General features: G+C 41.7%; 19 protein-coding genes, 2 tRNA genes and 1 other RNA gene. 7 read left to right on the top strand and 15 right to left on the bottom strand.

The annotated features are described in order from the left end of the window. The 5 genes from PJ15_RS18405 to PJ15_RS12095 form a co-directional block, all read right to left on the bottom strand. Positions 1–111: GTP-binding protein (locus PJ15_RS18405; RefSeq protein WP_017396676.1), on the bottom strand; the 111-nt coding region annotated here is incomplete at its 3' end. 92 nt (positions 112–203) lie between these two features. Continuing rightward, positions 204–2,342: an elongation factor G gene (fusA, locus tag PJ15_RS12110; protein WP_004770932.1), complete on the bottom strand. Its 2,139-nt coding sequence runs from the start codon at positions 2,340–2,342 to the stop codon at positions 204–206. 177 nt (positions 2,343–2,519) lie between these two features. Continuing rightward, on the bottom strand, positions 2,520–2,990 hold the full coding sequence (gene rpsG, locus PJ15_RS12105) for a 30S ribosomal protein S7 (RefSeq protein WP_004655203.1): 471 nt from the start codon (positions 2,988–2,990) through the stop codon (positions 2,520–2,522). Positions 2,991–3,150: 160 nt separating this feature from the next. Continuing rightward, positions 3,151–3,525 carry a 30S ribosomal protein S12 gene (gene rpsL / locus PJ15_RS12100; RefSeq protein WP_004638184.1) on the bottom strand — a complete coding sequence of 125 codons (375 nt, stop codon included), beginning with the start codon at positions 3,523–3,525 and terminating at the stop codon, positions 3,151–3,153. A 158-nt stretch (positions 3,526–3,683) separates the two neighbouring features. After that, on the bottom strand, positions 3,684–5,033 hold the full coding sequence (locus PJ15_RS12095) for an EcsC family protein (RefSeq protein ID WP_047431134.1): 1,350 nt from the start codon (positions 5,031–5,033) through the stop codon (positions 3,684–3,686). Between the two features lie 290 nt (positions 5,034–5,323). Here PJ15_RS12095 and PJ15_RS12090 point away from each other — a divergent pair, with 290 nt between their 5' ends. From PJ15_RS12090 to PJ15_RS12080, 3 genes are read left to right on the top strand one after another with little or no spacing between them, the layout of a single operon-like run. After that, positions 5,324–6,553: a beta-ketoacyl-ACP synthase II gene (locus PJ15_RS12090; protein WP_004805136.1), complete on the top strand. Its 1,230-nt coding sequence runs from the start codon at positions 5,324–5,326 to the stop codon at positions 6,551–6,553. Positions 6,554–6,574: 21 nt separating this feature from the next. Continuing rightward, positions 6,575–7,027, top strand: coding sequence for a CopD family protein (locus tag PJ15_RS12085; protein ID WP_005229045.1), 453 nt, complete (start codon positions 6,575–6,577; stop codon positions 7,025–7,027). Positions 7,028–7,084: 57 nt separating this feature from the next. Further along, positions 7,085–7,609, top strand: a complete 525-nt coding sequence (locus PJ15_RS12080) for a hypothetical protein (protein ID WP_047431129.1) — start codon at positions 7,085–7,087, stop codon at positions 7,607–7,609. A gap of 55 nt (positions 7,610–7,664) precedes the next feature. Here the strand turns inward: PJ15_RS12080 and PJ15_RS18645 are convergent, their stop codons facing one another. Then, positions 7,665–7,826, bottom strand: coding sequence for a hypothetical protein (locus PJ15_RS18645; protein ID WP_004770926.1), 162 nt, complete (start codon positions 7,824–7,826; stop codon positions 7,665–7,667). 718 nt (positions 7,827–8,544) lie between these two features. Here PJ15_RS18645 and PJ15_RS12075 point away from each other — a divergent pair. Both PJ15_RS12075 and PJ15_RS12070 read left to right on the top strand, forming a co-directional pair. Then, complete coding sequence (locus tag PJ15_RS12075; protein WP_004770924.1) at positions 8,545–10,170, top strand: NAD+ synthase; 1,626 nt, start codon at positions 8,545–8,547, stop codon at positions 10,168–10,170. Beyond that, on the top strand, positions 10,163–11,194 hold the full coding sequence (locus PJ15_RS12070; RefSeq protein ID WP_047431126.1) for a hypothetical protein: 1,032 nt from the start codon (positions 10,163–10,165) through the stop codon (positions 11,192–11,194). Before PJ15_RS12075 ends, PJ15_RS12070 begins: the two co-directional genes overlap by 8 nt. A 109-nt stretch (positions 11,195–11,303) precedes the next feature. On the opposite strand, the gene PJ15_RS12065 is transcribed toward PJ15_RS12070, so the two are convergent. Beyond that, positions 11,304–11,380: transfer RNA gene (locus PJ15_RS12065), tRNA-Met, on the bottom strand. A 189-nt stretch (positions 11,381–11,569) separates the two neighbouring features. Next, entirely contained in the window at positions 11,570–12,424 is an 855-nt protein-coding gene (locus PJ15_RS12060) for an EamA family transporter (protein ID WP_047431162.1), read from the bottom strand. Positions 12,425–12,544: 120 nt separating this feature from the next. Here PJ15_RS12060 and PJ15_RS12055 point away from each other — a divergent pair, with 120 nt between their 5' ends. Continuing rightward, on the top strand, positions 12,545–13,012 hold the full coding sequence (locus tag PJ15_RS12055; RefSeq protein WP_047431123.1) for an Lrp/AsnC family transcriptional regulator: 468 nt from the start codon (positions 12,545–12,547) through the stop codon (positions 13,010–13,012). Between the two features lie 45 nt (positions 13,013–13,057). Here the strand turns inward: PJ15_RS12055 and PJ15_RS12050 are convergent. The 4 genes from PJ15_RS12050 to coaD form a co-directional block, all read right to left on the bottom strand. Then, positions 13,058–13,134: transfer RNA gene (locus PJ15_RS12050), tRNA-Met, on the bottom strand. 62 nt (positions 13,135–13,196) lie between these two features. Beyond that, positions 13,197–13,552: RNase P RNA component class A (rnpB, locus tag PJ15_RS18225), an RNA gene on the bottom strand. Positions 13,553–13,578: 26 nt separating this feature from the next. Next, positions 13,579–13,842: a YfhL family 4Fe-4S dicluster ferredoxin gene (locus PJ15_RS12045; protein ID WP_004770919.1), complete on the bottom strand. Its 264-nt coding sequence runs from the start codon at positions 13,840–13,842 to the stop codon at positions 13,579–13,581. 1 nt (position 13,843) lies between these two features. After that, positions 13,844–14,335: a pantetheine-phosphate adenylyltransferase gene (gene coaD / locus PJ15_RS12040; protein WP_004770918.1), complete on the bottom strand. Its 492-nt coding sequence runs from the start codon at positions 14,333–14,335 to the stop codon at positions 13,844–13,846. Positions 14,336–14,464: 129 nt separating this feature from the next. Between coaD and smpB the strand changes: the two genes are divergently transcribed. Beyond that, positions 14,465–14,941, top strand: a complete 477-nt coding sequence (gene smpB / locus PJ15_RS12035) for an SsrA-binding protein SmpB (protein ID WP_004770917.1) — start codon at positions 14,465–14,467, stop codon at positions 14,939–14,941. 44 nt (positions 14,942–14,985) lie between these two features. Here the strand turns inward: smpB and PJ15_RS12030 are convergent, their stop codons facing one another. The 3 genes from PJ15_RS12030 to rluD form a co-directional block, all read right to left on the bottom strand. Next, a complete protein-coding gene (locus tag PJ15_RS12030) occupies positions 14,986–15,552 on the bottom strand; it encodes a flavodoxin family protein (protein ID WP_047431121.1) in 567 nt (188 codons plus the stop codon). Between the two features lie 84 nt (positions 15,553–15,636). Continuing rightward, positions 15,637–16,377, bottom strand: coding sequence for a peptidoglycan editing factor PgeF (gene pgeF, locus PJ15_RS12025; protein ID WP_047431118.1), 741 nt, complete (start codon positions 16,375–16,377; stop codon positions 15,637–15,639). A 165-nt stretch (positions 16,378–16,542) separates the two neighbouring features. After that, a complete protein-coding gene (rluD, locus tag PJ15_RS12020) occupies positions 16,543–17,592 on the bottom strand; it encodes a 23S rRNA pseudouridine(1911/1915/1917) synthase RluD (RefSeq protein ID WP_032810643.1) in 1,050 nt (349 codons plus the stop codon). Positions 17,593–17,604: the final 12 nt, after the last annotated feature.

The following is a 17,604-nucleotide window of genomic DNA, read 5'->3' as shown; positions in this document are numbered from 1 at the left end:
TGCACAGATCGTTGCAATCGCAGCAGTTAAAGTTGTTTTACCATGGTCAACGTGACCAATTGTACCCACGTTTACGTGTGGTTTATTACGTTCAAACTTGGCTTTAGCCATGATGATCTTCCTTTATAAACTGCTCATGAGGGTCGCCCATGAGCACTTGGTTTTTAACTAAATTTTAGTTGGGTAATATAGTAATCGAAAGATTACTCGTCGTCACCTTTTTTACCGCCAGCTTGGAACTTAGCGATGATGCCTTCCGCAACGTTACGTGGAGTTTCAGCGTATTTAGCGAATTCCATAGAGTAAGTCGCACGACCTTGAGACATAGAACGCATTTGAGTCGCGTAACCAAACATCTCAGCAAGTGGTACTTCAGCTTTAATAGCTTTAGTTCCGCCAGGAAGATCGTCCATACCTTGAACCATACCACGACGACGGTTTAAGTCACCCATGATATCGCCCATGTAGTCTTCTGGAGTTTCTACTTCAACTTTCATGATTGGTTCAAGAAGGATAGGATCTGCTTTCATGAAACCGTCACGGAAAGCGTATGAACCTGCCATTTTGAACGACAATTCATCAGAGTCGACATCGTGGTAAGAACCGTCGAATAATGTCGCTTTGATACCCACAACAGGGTAACCAGCCAATACACCATTCTTCATACGTTCTTGAATACCTTTGTCAACCGCACCAAAGAATTCTTTAGGTACAGTACCGCCGACAACTTCTTCAGCGAATTCGTATTCTTTACCAGCTTCTTCAACATCCATAGGCTCTAAACGAACATATACATGACCGAATTTACCTTTACCACCTGTTTGACGAACAAATTTACCTTCTTGTTCAACAGACTTTTTGATGGTTTCACGGTAAGCAACCATTGGTTTACCAATGTTCGCTTCAACGCTGAATTCACGCTTCATACGGTCAACGATGATGTCAAGGTGAAGCTCACCCATACCAGCAATAATTGTTTGACCAGATTCTTCGTCAGTACGAACGCGGAACGATGGATCTTCTTTAGCCAAACGACCTAAAGCGATAGACATTTTTTCTTGGTCAGCTTTAGTTTTTGGTTCAACAGCCAATGAAATTACTGGCTCTGGGAATTCCATACGCTCAAGTGTAATGATGTTTTTCTCATCACATAATGTATCACCAGTAGTAACGTCTTTAAGACCTACACACGCTGCGATATCACCTGCACGGATTTCATCAAGATCTTGACGTTCGTTCGCATGCATTTGCACGATACGACCGATACGTTCACGCTTAGATTTAACTGGGTTATAAACCGGATCACCTTGTTTAAGAACACCAGAGTAAACACGTACGAATGTTAAGTTACCTACGAACTTATCGTTCATGATTTTGAACGCAAGCGCAGAGAACGGAGCTTCGTCAGATGCTTCACGAGACGCTTTAGTTTCGTCTTTGTCGTCAAGGATACCTTCAATTGCTTTAACTTCTGTAGGAGAAGGCAAGAATTGAATTACAGCATCCAACATACGTTGAACACCTTTGTTCTTGAACGCAGAACCACAAAGCATAACTTGAATTTCAGATGCTAATGTACGAGCACGTAAACCAGCGATGATTTCTTCTTTAGAAAGATCGCCTTCTTCTAGGTACTTGTCCATTAACTCTTCAGATGCTTCAGCCGCAGCTTCAACCATCTTAGTACGCCATTCGTTTGAAGTATCAACGAGGTCAGCAGGAATTTCACCGTATTCAAACTTCATACCTTGAGACGCTTCATCCCAGATAATCGCTTTCATTTCGATGAGGTCAACTACACCTGTAAATGTATCTTCTGCACCAATTGGCACAACGATAGGTACAGGATTACCGCCTAAACGAGTTTTAACTTGCTCAACAGCACGGAAGAAGTTTGCACCAGTACGGTCCATCTTGTTCACGAATGCTAAACGAGGCACTTTATATTTGTTTGCCTGACGCCATACAGTTTCAGACTGAGGTTGTACGCCACCAACTGCACAGTAAACCATGCACGCACCATCAAGAACACGCATAGAACGTTCAACTTCGATTGTGAAGTCTACGTGTCCCGGTGTATCAATTACGTTGATACGGTGTTGTTGGAATTGGTTAGCCATACCAGACCAGAAACAAGTTGTAGCAGCAGAGGTAATTGTAATACCACGCTCTTGCTCTTGTTCCATCCAGTCCATTGTTGCTGCACCGTCGTGTACTTCACCAATTTTGTGAGATACACCTGTGTAGAACAAAATACGTTCTGTTGTAGTTGTTTTACCTGCGTCAATGTGCGCAGAAATACCGATGTTACGGTAGTTACTAATTGGGGTTTGGCGAGCCATGATGTCTACATTCCTAAATGTTATATTTAAAACAGGACGCATCAATTAAATTGATGCGCACGAATATCCAAGCAGGCAACTTAAATACCCGCAAAGCCTCCACTTTGATAGAGAGCGATGTTGAATCGAGCTGCGGTACGCATGAATATTCTCCTGATTAGGGACTGTTTTATCCGCTTAGAAACGGTAGTGAGAGAATGCTTTGTTGGCTTCAGCCATACGATGCACGTCTTCACGTTTTTTGATCGCTGCACCTTTACCTTCAGCTGCATCAAGCAACTCACCAGCAAGACGTAAAGCCATCGTTTTTTCAGAACGCTTAGCAGCAGCATCTACTAACCAACGCATAGCTAGAGCAGTACGACGGGATGGGCGTACTTCCATAGGTACTTGATAAGTAGCACCACCAACACGGCGTGCTTTTACTTCAACCATAGGACGAACTTTTTCAAGAGTAGTCTCGAAAAATTCAACTGGGTCTACTTTGTTTTTTTCTTGAACGCGGTCTAAAGCACCGTAAACGATACTTTCAGCAATAGATTTTTTACCATCTTGCATTACGTGGTTCATGAATTTAGCGATTGTTTGGCTGCTAAATTTTGGATCTGGAAGGATCTCACGAGCAGCGACTACGCGACGTCTTGGCATTTTAATACACCTAATAATATGACACTTCAGGATAATCCAGCAGTTTGTACAAGTGTCATGTACACGACGCTGGCCTTACTATACGTCGCTTGAATTACAAATCTATGAAGAATTCAAACAAGCGAAACGCTAAAGGAATGCTTGGGCTAGTTTCCTAGAATTACTTCTTAGGACGCTTAGCACCATATTTAGAACGTGACTGGTTACGATCTTTAACGCCAGCACAGTCTAAAGAACCACGAACGGTATGGTAACGTACACCTGGTAAGTCTTTAACACGACCACCACGGATAAGAACAACACTGTGCTCTTGTAGGTTATGACCTTCACCACCGATGTAGCTAGATACTTCAAAACCTGAAGTTAAGCGAACACGGCAAACCTTACGCATTGCTGAGTTAGGTTTTTTAGGTGTAGTAGTATAAACACGTGTACATACACCACGACGTTGTGGACAAGCCTTCAACGCAGGAACTTTTGATTTTTCAATCAAAGTCGTACGACCCTTACGGATCAACTGATTTGTTGTTGCCATTTGGCAATTCTCCCGTTATTAAACAACCTTAAAAAAAGAAAAGAACCTCTTTTTAAGGGCACATAATTGTAAGCTAAGAAGTAAAAATGGTCAACATTGTAAGTGCTGACCATTTCTTGGGTTTGTTGTGTTTTGATGTCTAGAACATCACACCATAATTAGCTATGTTTGGTTGAAGCAGGTTCGACATCAATGGATTTCTGTTCAGTCGTAAGTTCTGTTTCGCTCTCGTCAAATGTCTCGTCTTGCTCTGCCTTCAACGCGGGTTGCTGTTCCGTATGTTCATGTTCAACCACATGCTGTTCTGCAAGTTGTTGAATTCCCTCTTCTACTTTTTCATCCACTGGTGTTTTGGGCGCATCTGTATCTTTGGTCTGAATCGACACATTGGTAATCACATCATTTTTTGAGGCCTCAGAAGTTAAGCCTTGCTTAGCCTCCTCCCCAGTTGCATTCAATAAACGCGGCGTCGCTTTTTTCAATAAAGCTTCCGCTTTATAATAGGCATCTAATGGAGAAATATTTTCGTTCGGATGTTCATTTAAATAGAAACGTGCCGCACCAAAAATAGATTGTGATTTATGTCCGACATCTTCCAGCAATCGCCAGCTATAAAAACCACTTAAAGCAGCGCCAGCCACAGGGGTTAATTTACCCATCACGGACACCTGAGGAACACGGTTTAACCATCCAAATTTAAACTGTCCTTGTTCATCTACCAGCCATTTTTTGACTAAATCAAAATCATTATTTGATCCAAGCAATTGTTGGAACTGTTGCAGGTCATGCGTTTCCAACATCGATTTCAAGGCTTTTAATGCAACCAACAAGGTTTGTTTTTCAGCAACCAGACTCAAATCAATCTCTTTAAAGATGAAAGCAACAATCTCTTGATCATTCTCTTCTGACAAATCAAAGCCATGTGAACGTCCAGTCTGATAAATGGTTCGCAAGGTCAAAACAATCGATGCAGGAATATCAATAGCCGCGCCCCAGACACCTGTTGCACCTGTCACAGCGCCCTGAACGGCTGCCAACAATTTATTTTGTTCAATAAGCGCCTGACTCAAACGTTGCGAACGACCTGTATCTTTGGTGAGTTCCATAATGTCCTTCACCCCTGCTTCTTCAAGGATTTTCTCTGTCAGGGAACTATTCGAACTAAACTCATTCAACCACTGGAATAAATAGTCAGATGCTTTTTCACCCAAATCAGGAGATACAAAAGACGCAATACTATTCACACGCGTGTAATGACGACCGAGGAACTGATGTGAAAGTTTCGGGAACTGCTGACGTAACATTTGTTGCGGACTTTCGTATTTTTCCACTTCAAATGGACTTTTAAAACGCGCTTTTCCTTCTATTGTATGAGATGAATTTGCAAGATCAGCCCCAGAGGTGATTGGCGCCACTTGCAGTTTTTGTAATTCTGAACTGAGCTTTTTAGCCACTCCAAAGGCTTGTGCAAATAAACCTGAAGATTGCTTGTTTTTAGATTTTGTCATCAAGTACCTCTGTTGTGTAATGTGTGCATTTCTAGGTAAATACTAGGTTGAATGCAGATTTATCTCAACTTTTATGTGTGTACTTTCATTACGTTTCGTCACCATAAGTGCAATATTTACGAATATTTACACAACTGGAAATAGGCATAAAATTTGCCATAAGAAATAAAAAACCTTTCTGCTATCATGGTGTCATTCACTCATAAGCCATTTTAATCGTTATTTTCTCCTGATTTGTATTCATAGCGAGATGCACAGGGCTTAAGTATTACCATAAAAGGGATCTGTAAATGAAACGTGTTGTAATCACTGGTATGGGCATTAACTCATGTATCGGTAACTCTTTAGAAGAGGTCACTCATTCTTTAAAAAATGGAATCTCAGGCACACGTTTAAACCCAACTTATGCAGAACTGAATTTCAAGAGCCATGTTAGCGCTGCAGCTGAACAAGATTTTGATGGCATTGATCGTAAACTGAAACGCTTTATGGGCGTTTGTGCGATGTATGCATACAATGCAGCCGTTGCAGCCGTTGAACATGCTGGACTGAAACAAGAAGATTTGGCAAATAACCCACGTTACGGTATTGCTGGCGGTTCAGGTGGTAACTCAACTGCATCTGTTGCAGAAATGATCAAACTGTTAGAAGAAAAAGGTGCGCGTAAAATCGGTCCTTTCTTCGTGCCGCGTAACATGTCAAACACCATTACTGCAAACGTAGGCGTTGCATTTAAACTACAAGGTGTTGCTCACTCGATTACCAGTGCATGTGCAACCTCTGCCGATGCAATTGGTTATGCCTACAACCTGATTCAATTAGGTAAACAGGATTTGATGCTTGCTGGTGGTGGTGAAGAAGATCACTGGTCACAAAGCTTATTATTTGATGCGATGGGTGCATTATGTTCAAAATATAATGACACACCAGAAACTGCTTCACGCCCATATTCAAAAGACCGTGATGGTTTCGTGATTGCTGGTGGTGGTGGTTTCGTTGTACTTGAATCACTTGAACATGCACAAGCGCGTGGCGCAAACATCCTTGCTGAAGTGATTGGTTATGCAGCAAATAGTGATGGTGCTGACATGGTTGCACCAAGTGGTGAAGGTGCAACACGTTGTATCATCATGGCATTGGATGAAGCAAAACAGCATGGTGTAGAGCAAATTGACTATGTCAACACACATGGTACTTCAACACCAGCGGGTGACGTAACCGAACTTAAAGCAATGGAACGCGCATTTGGTGAAGGTCAGGTTCCTCCACTCAGTTCAACTAAATCAATGACTGGTCACAGCTTAGGTGCTGCTGGCGTTCAGGAAGCGATTTATTCTGTATTGATGATGCAAAATGACTTTATTGCACCAAACATCAACGTGACTGAGCTTGATGAAGGCGCACAAGGTTTCGATATTGTACTTGAAAAACGTGATGCAAAACTGAATACTGTAATGAGTAACAGTTTTGGTTTTGGCGGTGTTAACGCCTGCCTTATTTTCAAGAAGTGGGATGCATAATCCTACTTAGTAGGATTATCGATGGATGCACCTTCTGATGCTTTCTTGTGGGTAAAAGCATTACATATTATTGCCGTGGTTTGCTGGTTCGCTGCATTGTTCTACTTACCACGCCTTTATGTCTACCATGCCATGAGCGAAGATGCCGTTAGTCATCAACGCTTTGAAGTCATGGAACGTAAGTTATATCGCGGGATCATGTGGCCGTCTATGATTGCCACATTAATTACAGCCCACTTTCTGGTCGACTGGGGTGATGCAACCCGACATTATCATGAAGCCTTATGGTTTTATCTCAAGGTCGGTCTGGTCGGTCTTTTGGTGATTTATCACCTAGTGTGTGGTTATTACCGTAAAAAGCTCATTGGCAATGCCCACTACAAAACACATAAGTTCTGGCGCTTCTTTAATGAAATGCCAACCTTGATCTTATTTGCGGTGGTTATTCTCGTTGTCGTAAAACCTCAGTTCTAACTGAGGTTTTTTTATTCTAGAATAAATACCATCATTTTGTTCACACTTGAATGTCAGATGATCAAAGCACTTCAACAGCCTATACAACAATTAAAAAACCGGTTCATTGCTAACTTAATCGTTTATCTCAAAATGAATCAGTTCAACTATCGCGGCTTAACCTCTGGCGAGATTGACATGGCACGCCCAGTCTTTGGCGACCTAATTAATTATGCACAGATCAAAATTTTTAATATCCCCTATTTACCTTGGCAACCCGTAAATATTTTTATGGCGCCGAATGGCAACTTATTTGTGCATCAAAAATATTTTAGTGCTGATTATTCAAAGTGCTCTCTTCCCTTACAAGGGATTTTTATCCATGAGCTGGCCCATATTTTACAGTTTCAGCAACACACCAATGTGATTATTAAAGGTGCAATTCTTCAACTGGGTTATTACCTCAGTTTTAAGCACTACGATCCTTATCGATATCAATTCAAACCCGATAAGGCCTTCTCCAGCTACAACATCGAACAGCAAGGAGATATTGCACGCGATATTTTTTTCAAGAAAATTCCCAATATTATTCTGAGAAAATAAAAAAGCCCTGTCATTGATATACAGGGCTTTTTAAGTTAGACCATCGCAATTGGTATTATGCAGCTGTGCCTTTGCGAGTTTCATTCGTAGGTTCATGATCGACATCCATATCAGTTGTAAAATCTACACGCATTGCATCCTTAACAATGGTACCCATACGTCCAACACTAATCGCTAAACCTAAAGCGATGATTGGCAATAAAATTGTTGAAGTCATAATCTCTCACCTCACTTCATTCAAAAGAGAATCTAATTTTTAAGCTTGTGGCTCTTGCTCACGGAACATGACTGTACCAATACGACCAACAACAACAGCTAAACCAAACGCAACAACTGGAAATAATAAAACTGACATATCTACCACCTCTTGATTTGAGTGTTGTAATACACCTGAGTGATCTCAAAGTGTATAACCCTTCACATTAATCAGGATCATAGCAGTGCACAAATGTACACTCAAGTGTAGCAAAGATATTCCCGATAAACGGTATATAAAACACCCAATAAAAACATAAACATTTGAAATAAATATATTTTTAATTAAGTACAGTTGTTTTTATTTTTTCATAAATTTTTAACAGGCTTATTAAAGTCACTCTTTTTATTAGAAATTTTAGACGTTATTTAAACTGTCACTGAGACGTCATGTCCATGTGCGAAGCTGACATGAAAAAAACTTGATGTGGTTATATTCAATTTATTCACAATCATGCACCATAACTACCTAAACATTGAGAAATGTTGCTTTTTCATACAGAAAAACTCGTTATTTTTACGCAGAAAAATGTGCATTTAGTATATATTAGTAAACTTGTCATTTTTCTTTAAGATATAAAATGTTTGGCGCCATGATATACAATCGTTTTTAACAACTATACTTATATAAATCAAAAACTTGTGTATCAAAACTTGTTAAGACTTAGGATTAGGTTTGAATGAAAAATTTTAAAATTGCCCTTGCTCAGTTCTCTCCGCATATTGGCAATGTTGACTCAAATACTCAAAAGATGATTGAGCAAGCAAATTTAGCGAAACAACAACAGGCTGATTTGATCGTCTTTCCAGAACTTTCAACCATCGGTTATCCAGCGGAAGATTTAATCCTTCGCCCAAATCTTCAAAAACGCACTCAAAAAGCTTTTGCTCAGTTAAGTGAAGTAAAAGACATCGTAATGGTATTTGGTTTTGTGCACCAAACAGAAGATGGTCATCGTTATAATTCTGCTGCGGTGATGAAAGATGGTCAGGTATTGGGTATTTACAACAAACACAACCTGCCAAATTACGGCGTGTTTGATGAAAAACGTTACTTTCAGGAAGGCCACCAGCACCTTGTTTTTGAATATTTAGGACACAAATTCGGTGTCTTGATTTGTGAAGATGTCTGGTCACTCAACACGGTTAAGCAACTTAGCCAACTTAATGTTGAAACCGTACTGGTCTTGAATGCTTCTCCTTATGAAGTAGGTAAACCACAACATCGTATTCAGACGCTGAATGAATTGGCGAAACAGTTGCACTTGAATATTGTTTACGTTAACCAAGTTGGCGGACAAGATGACCTGATTTTTGATGGTTCTAGCTTTGTAAGCAACAATAATGGTCAACTTGCATTACAAGCGCCAAGTTTCCAAGAATCTGTTCATTTTGCTGAATATGATGCTGAACAAAAACAGTTCAAAACTGCTGAAGCCATTCCAGCTTTAGAAACCTTTGCTGAAATTTATCAAGCATTGGTCATGGCAACCCGTGACTACGTGCAACGTTCAGGTTTCCCGGGTGTTATCCTCGGATTGTCTGGCGGTATCGACTCAGCATTAACAATGGCGATTGCTGTTGATGCAATTGGTGCAGATAAAGTACAAGCCGTCATGATGCCGTATACCTACACCTCACAAATGAGCGTAGAAGATGCGACTGAACAAGCGCGCCGTATGGGCGTGACTTTCGGTATTGCCGAGATTCATCCAATCGTGAATAGCTTCATGCAGACACTATTCCCGTTCTTTGGCAACTCACCTGCCGATGCAACAGAGGAAAATCTGCAAGCACGTACTCGCGGCACTCTGCTCATGGGCTTATCAAACAAGTTTGGTAATCTTGTGCTTTCTACGGGGAACAAATCTGAAATTTCGGTAGGTTATTGCACCCTTTACGGTGATATGGTTGGTGGCTTCTCTGTACTTAAAGATGTCTACAAAACCATCGTATTCGAATTGGCTAAATACCGTAATACACTGGAAGAAACGCCAGTTATTCCTGAACGTGTAATTACCCGCCCGCCATCAGCAGAACTTCGTCCAGATCAAAAAGATCAGGATTCATTACCTGCTTATGATGTACTTGATGCTATCTTGTATGCTTATATAGAAGAAGACCTCAGCCAGGCCGATATCATTGCTAAAGGTTATGAAAGCGATGTTGTCGAGAAAGTAATTCGTCTGGTTGATCGCAATGAATACAAGCGTCGTCAGGGCGCGATTGGGCCACGTATCAGTTCACGTGCTTTCAGTCGTGAACGACGCTACCCGATCGTCAACGGATGGACCGCGAATGACTGAAAAAATTGTTTCTGAAAAGTCACAATTACTTGCTCAAGCACTTTTGCTTGAGCAAGTTAAGTTTTATAAAAACCACCTTACAACACAACTTTCTGCTGATTTCTTTCAGCAATTTATTCAGCTCTTTCTGCAACATGCACCCAACATACAACTCAAAGAAGTAGTTGAATTAGCGCAAATTCAGGCCGTTGTGAAACGTTATGCCTTTGAAATGCAGCTTGGCGCAGGTTTACTGGAGTTTATTGGAGAAATTGCGCAAAGACTGCATGTCTTTTCCCTACAATCATCAGCGCAATTACAAGATGTATTTTCAGACCATCAATTTGAAATGTGGCTCTCCAAATTTCTGGAACTTGAAAATATCCGCCATTATTTAAACCAGTTCTTAAAAGAAAGCCCTTCTATTCAGCAGTTGTGCCAATACATTGCAACGACGACTTTACAAAACAAGTTACCTAAATTATTTACCCAATCAGATGAAGAAAGAATTTCCGAAAGTAAATATGAGTGGCAACAAAAATTAAAAAGCTTTTCTCACCGTCAGCAGCAGCGTATCGAACAGAAAATCGAGGAAAGCATTGCCAGATTTATTCAAGAGCAACTGGCTGATCTCAGCCTGCTTTCCAATGATGATCTAGAAAGTCTGGCGCGTAATGTCTGGGATGATAATAAAGCAAAACCTTTATCAGAATATACCAAACAGGTGACTCCACTGGATGTGGAAGAATTCTTTGTCATGATCTATGAATACTGGAAAGAATTACGCCAGTCTTCTTTCATACAGGATTTAATCCTCTATGGTGTCAAAGTCTTTTATGATTTTTATAAAGATGAAAGTCTTGCAGATGTCTTCGCTGCAATTGGCTTGGAAGAAGCAGACCTGTTGAATGAAGCGGTACGTTTTTATCCAAAAGTTGTGGTCGCGTTAGATGAACATGATGTACTCGAACCGATCATTACCCTCATTCTGAAACCATTCTATGAAAGTTCCGACACGCTCGCGACGATCGAAAAACACCTATAAAAAATAAAGCCTGTAAATCAATTCAGCATTTACAGGCTTTTACGCATCTCATTCATTATTTTATATCATACAGATAAAAAGAAACCACGCAGGAGCGTGGTTTTTAAAATGGTGGCTATGACGAGACTTGAACTTGTGACCCCCGCATTATGAGTGCGGTGCTCTAACCAACTGAGCTACATAGCCGTAAACTGTGTGCGCATTATCTAGTGTTACTTCTGATGGGTCAAGTCTATGATCTTGAAAATAGAAGATATATGCACGGTTTTTGCACAAAGATCTTATCAATTGTACATTTTTTAATTCAATATCCATTCTGGTCGAAATTTCTGTGCAATCTTCCTGCTTGAACTTCCCACAACACAGCTTTTGAACTTAGTGCTTTTCCTTATACGATGTGTAGGAACAGCCAATGCATGCCAGCATAATCATCATAATGGCCAGAACCTGATAAATATTTAATGCTTCACCTAAAATATACCACGCAGCCAAAGCACTAATCGCAGGTGAAGCACTGAGTAAAATCCCAAAAACATGTGCTGCCAGTTGCCTCATCGCCATGATATCCAGTAAGAAAGGAATCATGCTTGAGAACAAGGAAACAAATACACAAGTAAAGAAAACTTTATAGGAACTCATTACTAAATCTAAATGCTGGACACCAACAGGGAGAGCAAATAAAGTCGCGACTAGCATCCCGACTGCCACAGAACTTCCACCAGATGAAGCCACCCGTCGACCATAAATAATATAAAGCCCCCAACAGACAGCCGCACCTAACGCAAAGCACATGCCGAGATAACTAAAATTCTGGTTAATTCCGCCAAATGGCAATATCACTATGCCTATAAGTGCACATCCTACCCACAGCAGATCCTGCTTGCGTTTGGACATCAACATCGCAACAGCCAAAGGCCCTAACACTTCAATTGAAATCGCAATACCAACTGACATATAGGAAAAAGCTTTATAAATTAATAGATTCATGCCACTCACGAGCATGCCGTAAATCAGCAAATCACGCCAGTTGGTCTTCCGATAGAACAATTGCCACGGCCTGAAAATAATAAACAGAAGAATAGCGGACAAGCCAAGACGAACCAGCGCGACAGTTTCTGCACCCAAAACAGGAAATAACGTTTTGGCTACGGCGGCCCCCACCTGTACAGATATCAAAGATAAAGAAGCAGCAAGAAAGGCCATGCCTTGCCTAGAATCCAGTCCCACCATGACCATACTCTGCGATGTAGAAATGCAATTTTAATTCACACATCCACGTTTAATTCTGCGATTTTATGCAAGAATGTGAGTAAATTACTCTATATTTTTCTTAGGATGAGAGATTTAATCGTGTCAGACATTTCATTGGATCAGTTTGATTATGCAATTTTAAGGCAACTACAACACGACAATAAAATGTCGCATCGAAAAATTGCCGAATTGGTGAATCTATCTCAAGCTTCAGTACAACGGCGTATTGCCCGACTTGAAGAAGAACAGGTGATTGAAAAAAATTGTGCCGTGCTTAATCCAAAAAAGTTTGGCGAAAAGATTACTTCAATTATTGAAGTCCGTTTAGCAGAAGACCGTTCTATTGTGATGGATCGGGCCAAACAATATTTTGCCAATGTCGATGAGATTCAGCAGTGCTATTTCGTCAATGGGGGCGTTTCTTTTATTATCATTATGATTTCAGACACCTTATCTCACTTTGAAGCCTTGGTACGTAAACACTTTGCTGATAATCAGGATGTCAAAACCTATCGGACGCTGATCGTTTTAGATCGGGTGAAAGTCGGATTAGAATTAGCCATTTAAAAACAACAGATAAAAAGAGACCACGCAGGAGCGTGGTCTATAAAATGGTGGCTATGACGAGACTTGAACTTGTGACCCCCGCATTATGAGTGCGGTGCTCTAACCAACTGAGCTACATAGCCGAAAACTGTGGGCGCATTATCTTAACTTTCGCTACACACGTCAAGCACAATTTTCAAAAAATTTAAGAAGTGGGCCTATAAGCCGGGTTCTGTCGAGGACGATCATTCCTCTAGGCGTACAATCACTCATACGCTCAAGCGACCTACCCGAATCCAGCACGGGCCGTGCCTCAGGATTCCTATTTGGTCTTGCTTCAGGTGGGGTTTACCTTGCCGTGAACTGTTACCAGACACGCGGTGCGCTCTTACCGCACCCTTTCACCCTTACCTCACGAATGAGGCGGTCTACTCTCTGCTGCACTTGCCGTCGGCTTTCGCCGCCCAGGCGTTACCTGGCACCTTGCCCTTTGAAGCCCGGACTTTCCTCCCCTGTTTCAGTCACGGAGACCTCCACAGCAGCGACCGTCCGGCCCACTTCGTGGCGCATCTTACCAAAGTTCGCTGTTAATTGCTCGCATTTTTTTGCGCAGTCAGTTTTTTATATTTCTCCATCAACTCATCATGAGATTCCACATGTTGAGGATCCAGAGGAATACAATCGACTGGGCAAAATAACTGACACTGTGGCTGATCATGATGTCCAATACACTCGGTACAGAGTGCTGGATTTATCTCATAAATCAGCTCACCCATATAAATGGCGTCATTGGGACAGACAGGTTCACAGACATCGCAGTTAATGCATTCATCTGTAATATATAAAGACACGTTACCAACCTTGTTGATGTTTACGTTCAAAGGCCTCGACCACAACGGCAGGCACAAATTTGTTTACATCACCTTTTAAACGGGCAATTTCTCTCACCAGTGTCGATGAAATAAATGAATATTGCTCAGATGGAGTTAAAAATACCGATTCAAAATGTGGATCAAGCTGACGGTTCATATTCGCCAGTTGAAATTCATATTCAAAATCTGAAATTGCTCTTAAACCACGAAGTACTGCTGTCGCACGCTGTTCACGGAAGAAATTGACCAACAAGCCATCAAAACCAACAAACTCAACATTGTTCAAATGACTGAGTGATGCTTTTGCCAATTCAACACGCTCTTCTAAACTAAATACCGGATTTTTATGATGACCAATCGCAATGGCAACTACAACTTCATCAAACATTTTTGATGCTCTTGCAACCAAATCAACATGTCCATTGGTTATTGGATCGAAAGTCCCCGGATAAATCACACGTGTTTTAGACATGCGGTGTACTCTAGTGAATGAGATAAGGTGCGTATTTTAACAAATCTTCAGCCTAAACGCGAAATTCCTAAACATTGGAAAAAGATTGCATTTTGCGGCACAATAGAAGCAATTGTGGAAGTTTGAATTATGGCGCAAGCAACAGTAGTTAAGAAACATAATGGTGGCACGATTGCTCAAAACAAAAGAGCGCGCCACGATTACTTTATCGAAGAAAAATTTGAAGCAGGCATGTCCCTCCAAGGTTGGGAAGTAAAGTCTCTACGCGCTGGGCGTATGAGCTTGACGGAAAGTTATGTCATTTTTAAAAATGGTGAAGCCTTTTTATTTGGTTCACAAATTCAGCCGTTATTGTCTGCATCAACACATGTGGTTCCAGAAGCAACGCGTACCCGTAAGTTGCTCTTGTCTCGTCGTGAGCTGGAAAAACTATTAGGTGCGGTGAATCAAAAAGGTTATTCGTGCGTACCATTGGCATGTTACTGGAAAGGTCATCTGGTCAAGCTTGAAATTGCACTGGTAAAAGGTAAGCAATTACATGACAAGCGTGCGACCGAAAAAGATCGTGACTGGCAACGTGATAAAGCACGTATATTGCACAAATAAAAAAAACCTCCAATCAATGGAGGTTTTTTATTTTAATCTTCAACTTATACGTGTTTGAGTCTTAACTCTGCCAAATATTGGCCAAACTTGCGTGCTGTTTCCAGATCACCTTCGGGTGGGGTCACTTCAACACTGGCATTGTCAGATTGCGTCATTAATCCTAAAAAACTCGACATGCGGTTAATATCGGATTGACCACGTCCAGTCGGCATAAACGGTAAACCCGCCCATAACATGCCATGCTGCATTGCAAATAAATTAATCTGCTGCAACACAGCCAGCTTATCACCACTGAGTCCACCGCCATTGGTAAAACCAGCAGCCAGTTTGCCTTGCCATGTACGTGCCAACCAGCGTTTAGACGAATCTTCCATAAACTGTTTCAAGGCAGAGGTGAGGCTTCCCATATACGTTGGACAGCCCATAACAATTACATCTGCCTGATCAAGCAAGTCCCATTGAGGTGCAGCCACAGACAACAGATGCACTTCAGCACCCGCCTGTTCTGCCCCTTGAGCAATGTATTGCGCAACTTTGGCTGTATGCCCATAAGGACTGTGATAAACCACACAAACTTTAACTTGGGGAGTAATTTGCTCAATAACAGACATGGGAAATTTAAAAAACCAATGAATTAGATCAAGTTTAACATTTTTAAATGCGACAAGGCCAATCGACAATACAATGACGGCAATTTATTGCATAAATACAAAGCTTGCCATGCGACCCGTTTTGGCATCACGGCGATGAGAAAAATAATCCTCAGCTTGCTGATACGAGCATTGATCGCCACCAATAATAGTTTCCACGCCTAAACGCTCTAAAATAAAACGTGCAATGGCATAGAGATCTGCCTGATATTTACCCTCAGCCTGACCTGCAATAAATGCAGATTCCAGCTCAGGATATTTCTCACAGAAAGCAGCTTTGACCTCTGCCCCAACCTCAAAACAAGGCTGGCTAATGGCTGCGCCCAACCATGCCCAAGTCGGTTGGGATTTCATTTCAGCAACCGTATTTTCCACAATTCCTGCGGCTAATCCGCGCCAGCCTGCGTGTAGATTGGCAACTTCTGTACCTTCGGCATTTCCCAATACCACAGGGAGACAATCGGCAGTCATCATCATTAAGGCATGGCCTACACGTTGTGTGACTAGACCATCGCCTTCAAGAGCAACGAATGGAACTTGTTCATTCACGGTATGACAAATAGTGCTATGGGTTTGCGTCATCCAGGTGATTTTATCCACACCGAATGCAGACAATTGGTTCAGCAAGATCATACGATGTTGCTGGACGCGCTGTGCATCATCATTGACATGCAAAGCCAAATTAAACCCAGACAGGCTTTGATTCGGCGTTGCGACTGTTTCTGGATGTGCAATGCGTGTTTGCCCAACAAAAACACCTTTAGGCGGACCTTGTACAAATTCCATAAATATCTCCTGAGCTATATTTCCTACCCTCAACCTCTCCCTTGCGGAACTATAATCGTTCCTCATCTCCTAAAAGAAGAAGGAGCTTAAAGTACTGTAGGGCATTAAATTCACGACAGTCTCCCTCCTTAAAGAAGGGGGACTTAGAGGGAGGTAGCGCTTTACTTAATAGGCTTCATTTTCACTGCGAAGCACTTCAACCAATTGAGTAAAGTCTTCTGGCCACGGCGCTTCAAACATCATTTCTTCGCCTGTACGCGGATGCACCAAGCCAAGTTTGGCTGCATGTAAAGCCTGACGCTTAAAGCTACGTAACATATCTGTTAATTTCGCTGAAGCACCTGCGGGGAAACGCACACGATTGACATACACTGGATCACCGACCAAACCATGTCCCAAATAGCTGAAATGGACACGGATCTGGTGGGTACGCCCTGTTTCAAGCTGTGCCTGTACACGAGTAAAGTCACGGAAGCGCTCTTTCACATTATAATGTGTCACGGCATCACGACCGCCCGGTAAGATCGCCATTTTGACACGATCCACTGGATGACGTTTGATCGGCTCATCAATGGTGCCACCCGCAATAATATTGCCATACGCAACCAGATCATAAACACGGTAAACCGTTTTCTTAGCCAATTGCTTACTGAGTGAAAATTGCGCTTCCAGATTTTTAGCAACCACCAGTAAGCCACTGGTGTCTTTATCAATACGATGTACCAGACCAGCACGAGAAAGTTCGGCAAGTTTTGGCTCATGATAAAGCAATGCATTTACTAAGGTACCTGTCGGATTCCCTGCACCTGGGTGCACCACCATGCCCACTTCTTTATTGATCACGATGATATCGTCATCCTCATAGACAATATTTAAAGGAATATTTTCAGGCTGGCTTGAAGTTTGCGCTTCAAGTTCAACTTCAAGCGTGAGTAGCTCATTTCCCTCACAGCGATACTTTGGCTTAACAATGTTACCATTTACCAACAGATGACCATCTTTCATCCATTGCTTGAGTTTTTCCCGCGAAAACTCGCTCCACACCAATGCGGCAACCTGATCAATACGTTGCCCTAAATAGTTTTCATCGAGTTGAATTTGCAACGATAAACGTGTTGCAGTTGAGTCAGAATTATGATTATCTGCATCGACAGAATCTTCGAGTAAGAAATCTGTTTCAGAGATGTTTGAATTGGAAGATTGTGCTGAAGTCATTTGATGATCGGT

Source organism: Acinetobacter sp. neg1 (genome assembly GCF_000788125.1).
GTDB classification, from domain to species: domain Bacteria; phylum Pseudomonadota; class Gammaproteobacteria; order Pseudomonadales; family Moraxellaceae; genus Acinetobacter; species Acinetobacter vivianii.
This window is presented reverse-complemented; position numbering and strand designations above follow the sequence as displayed.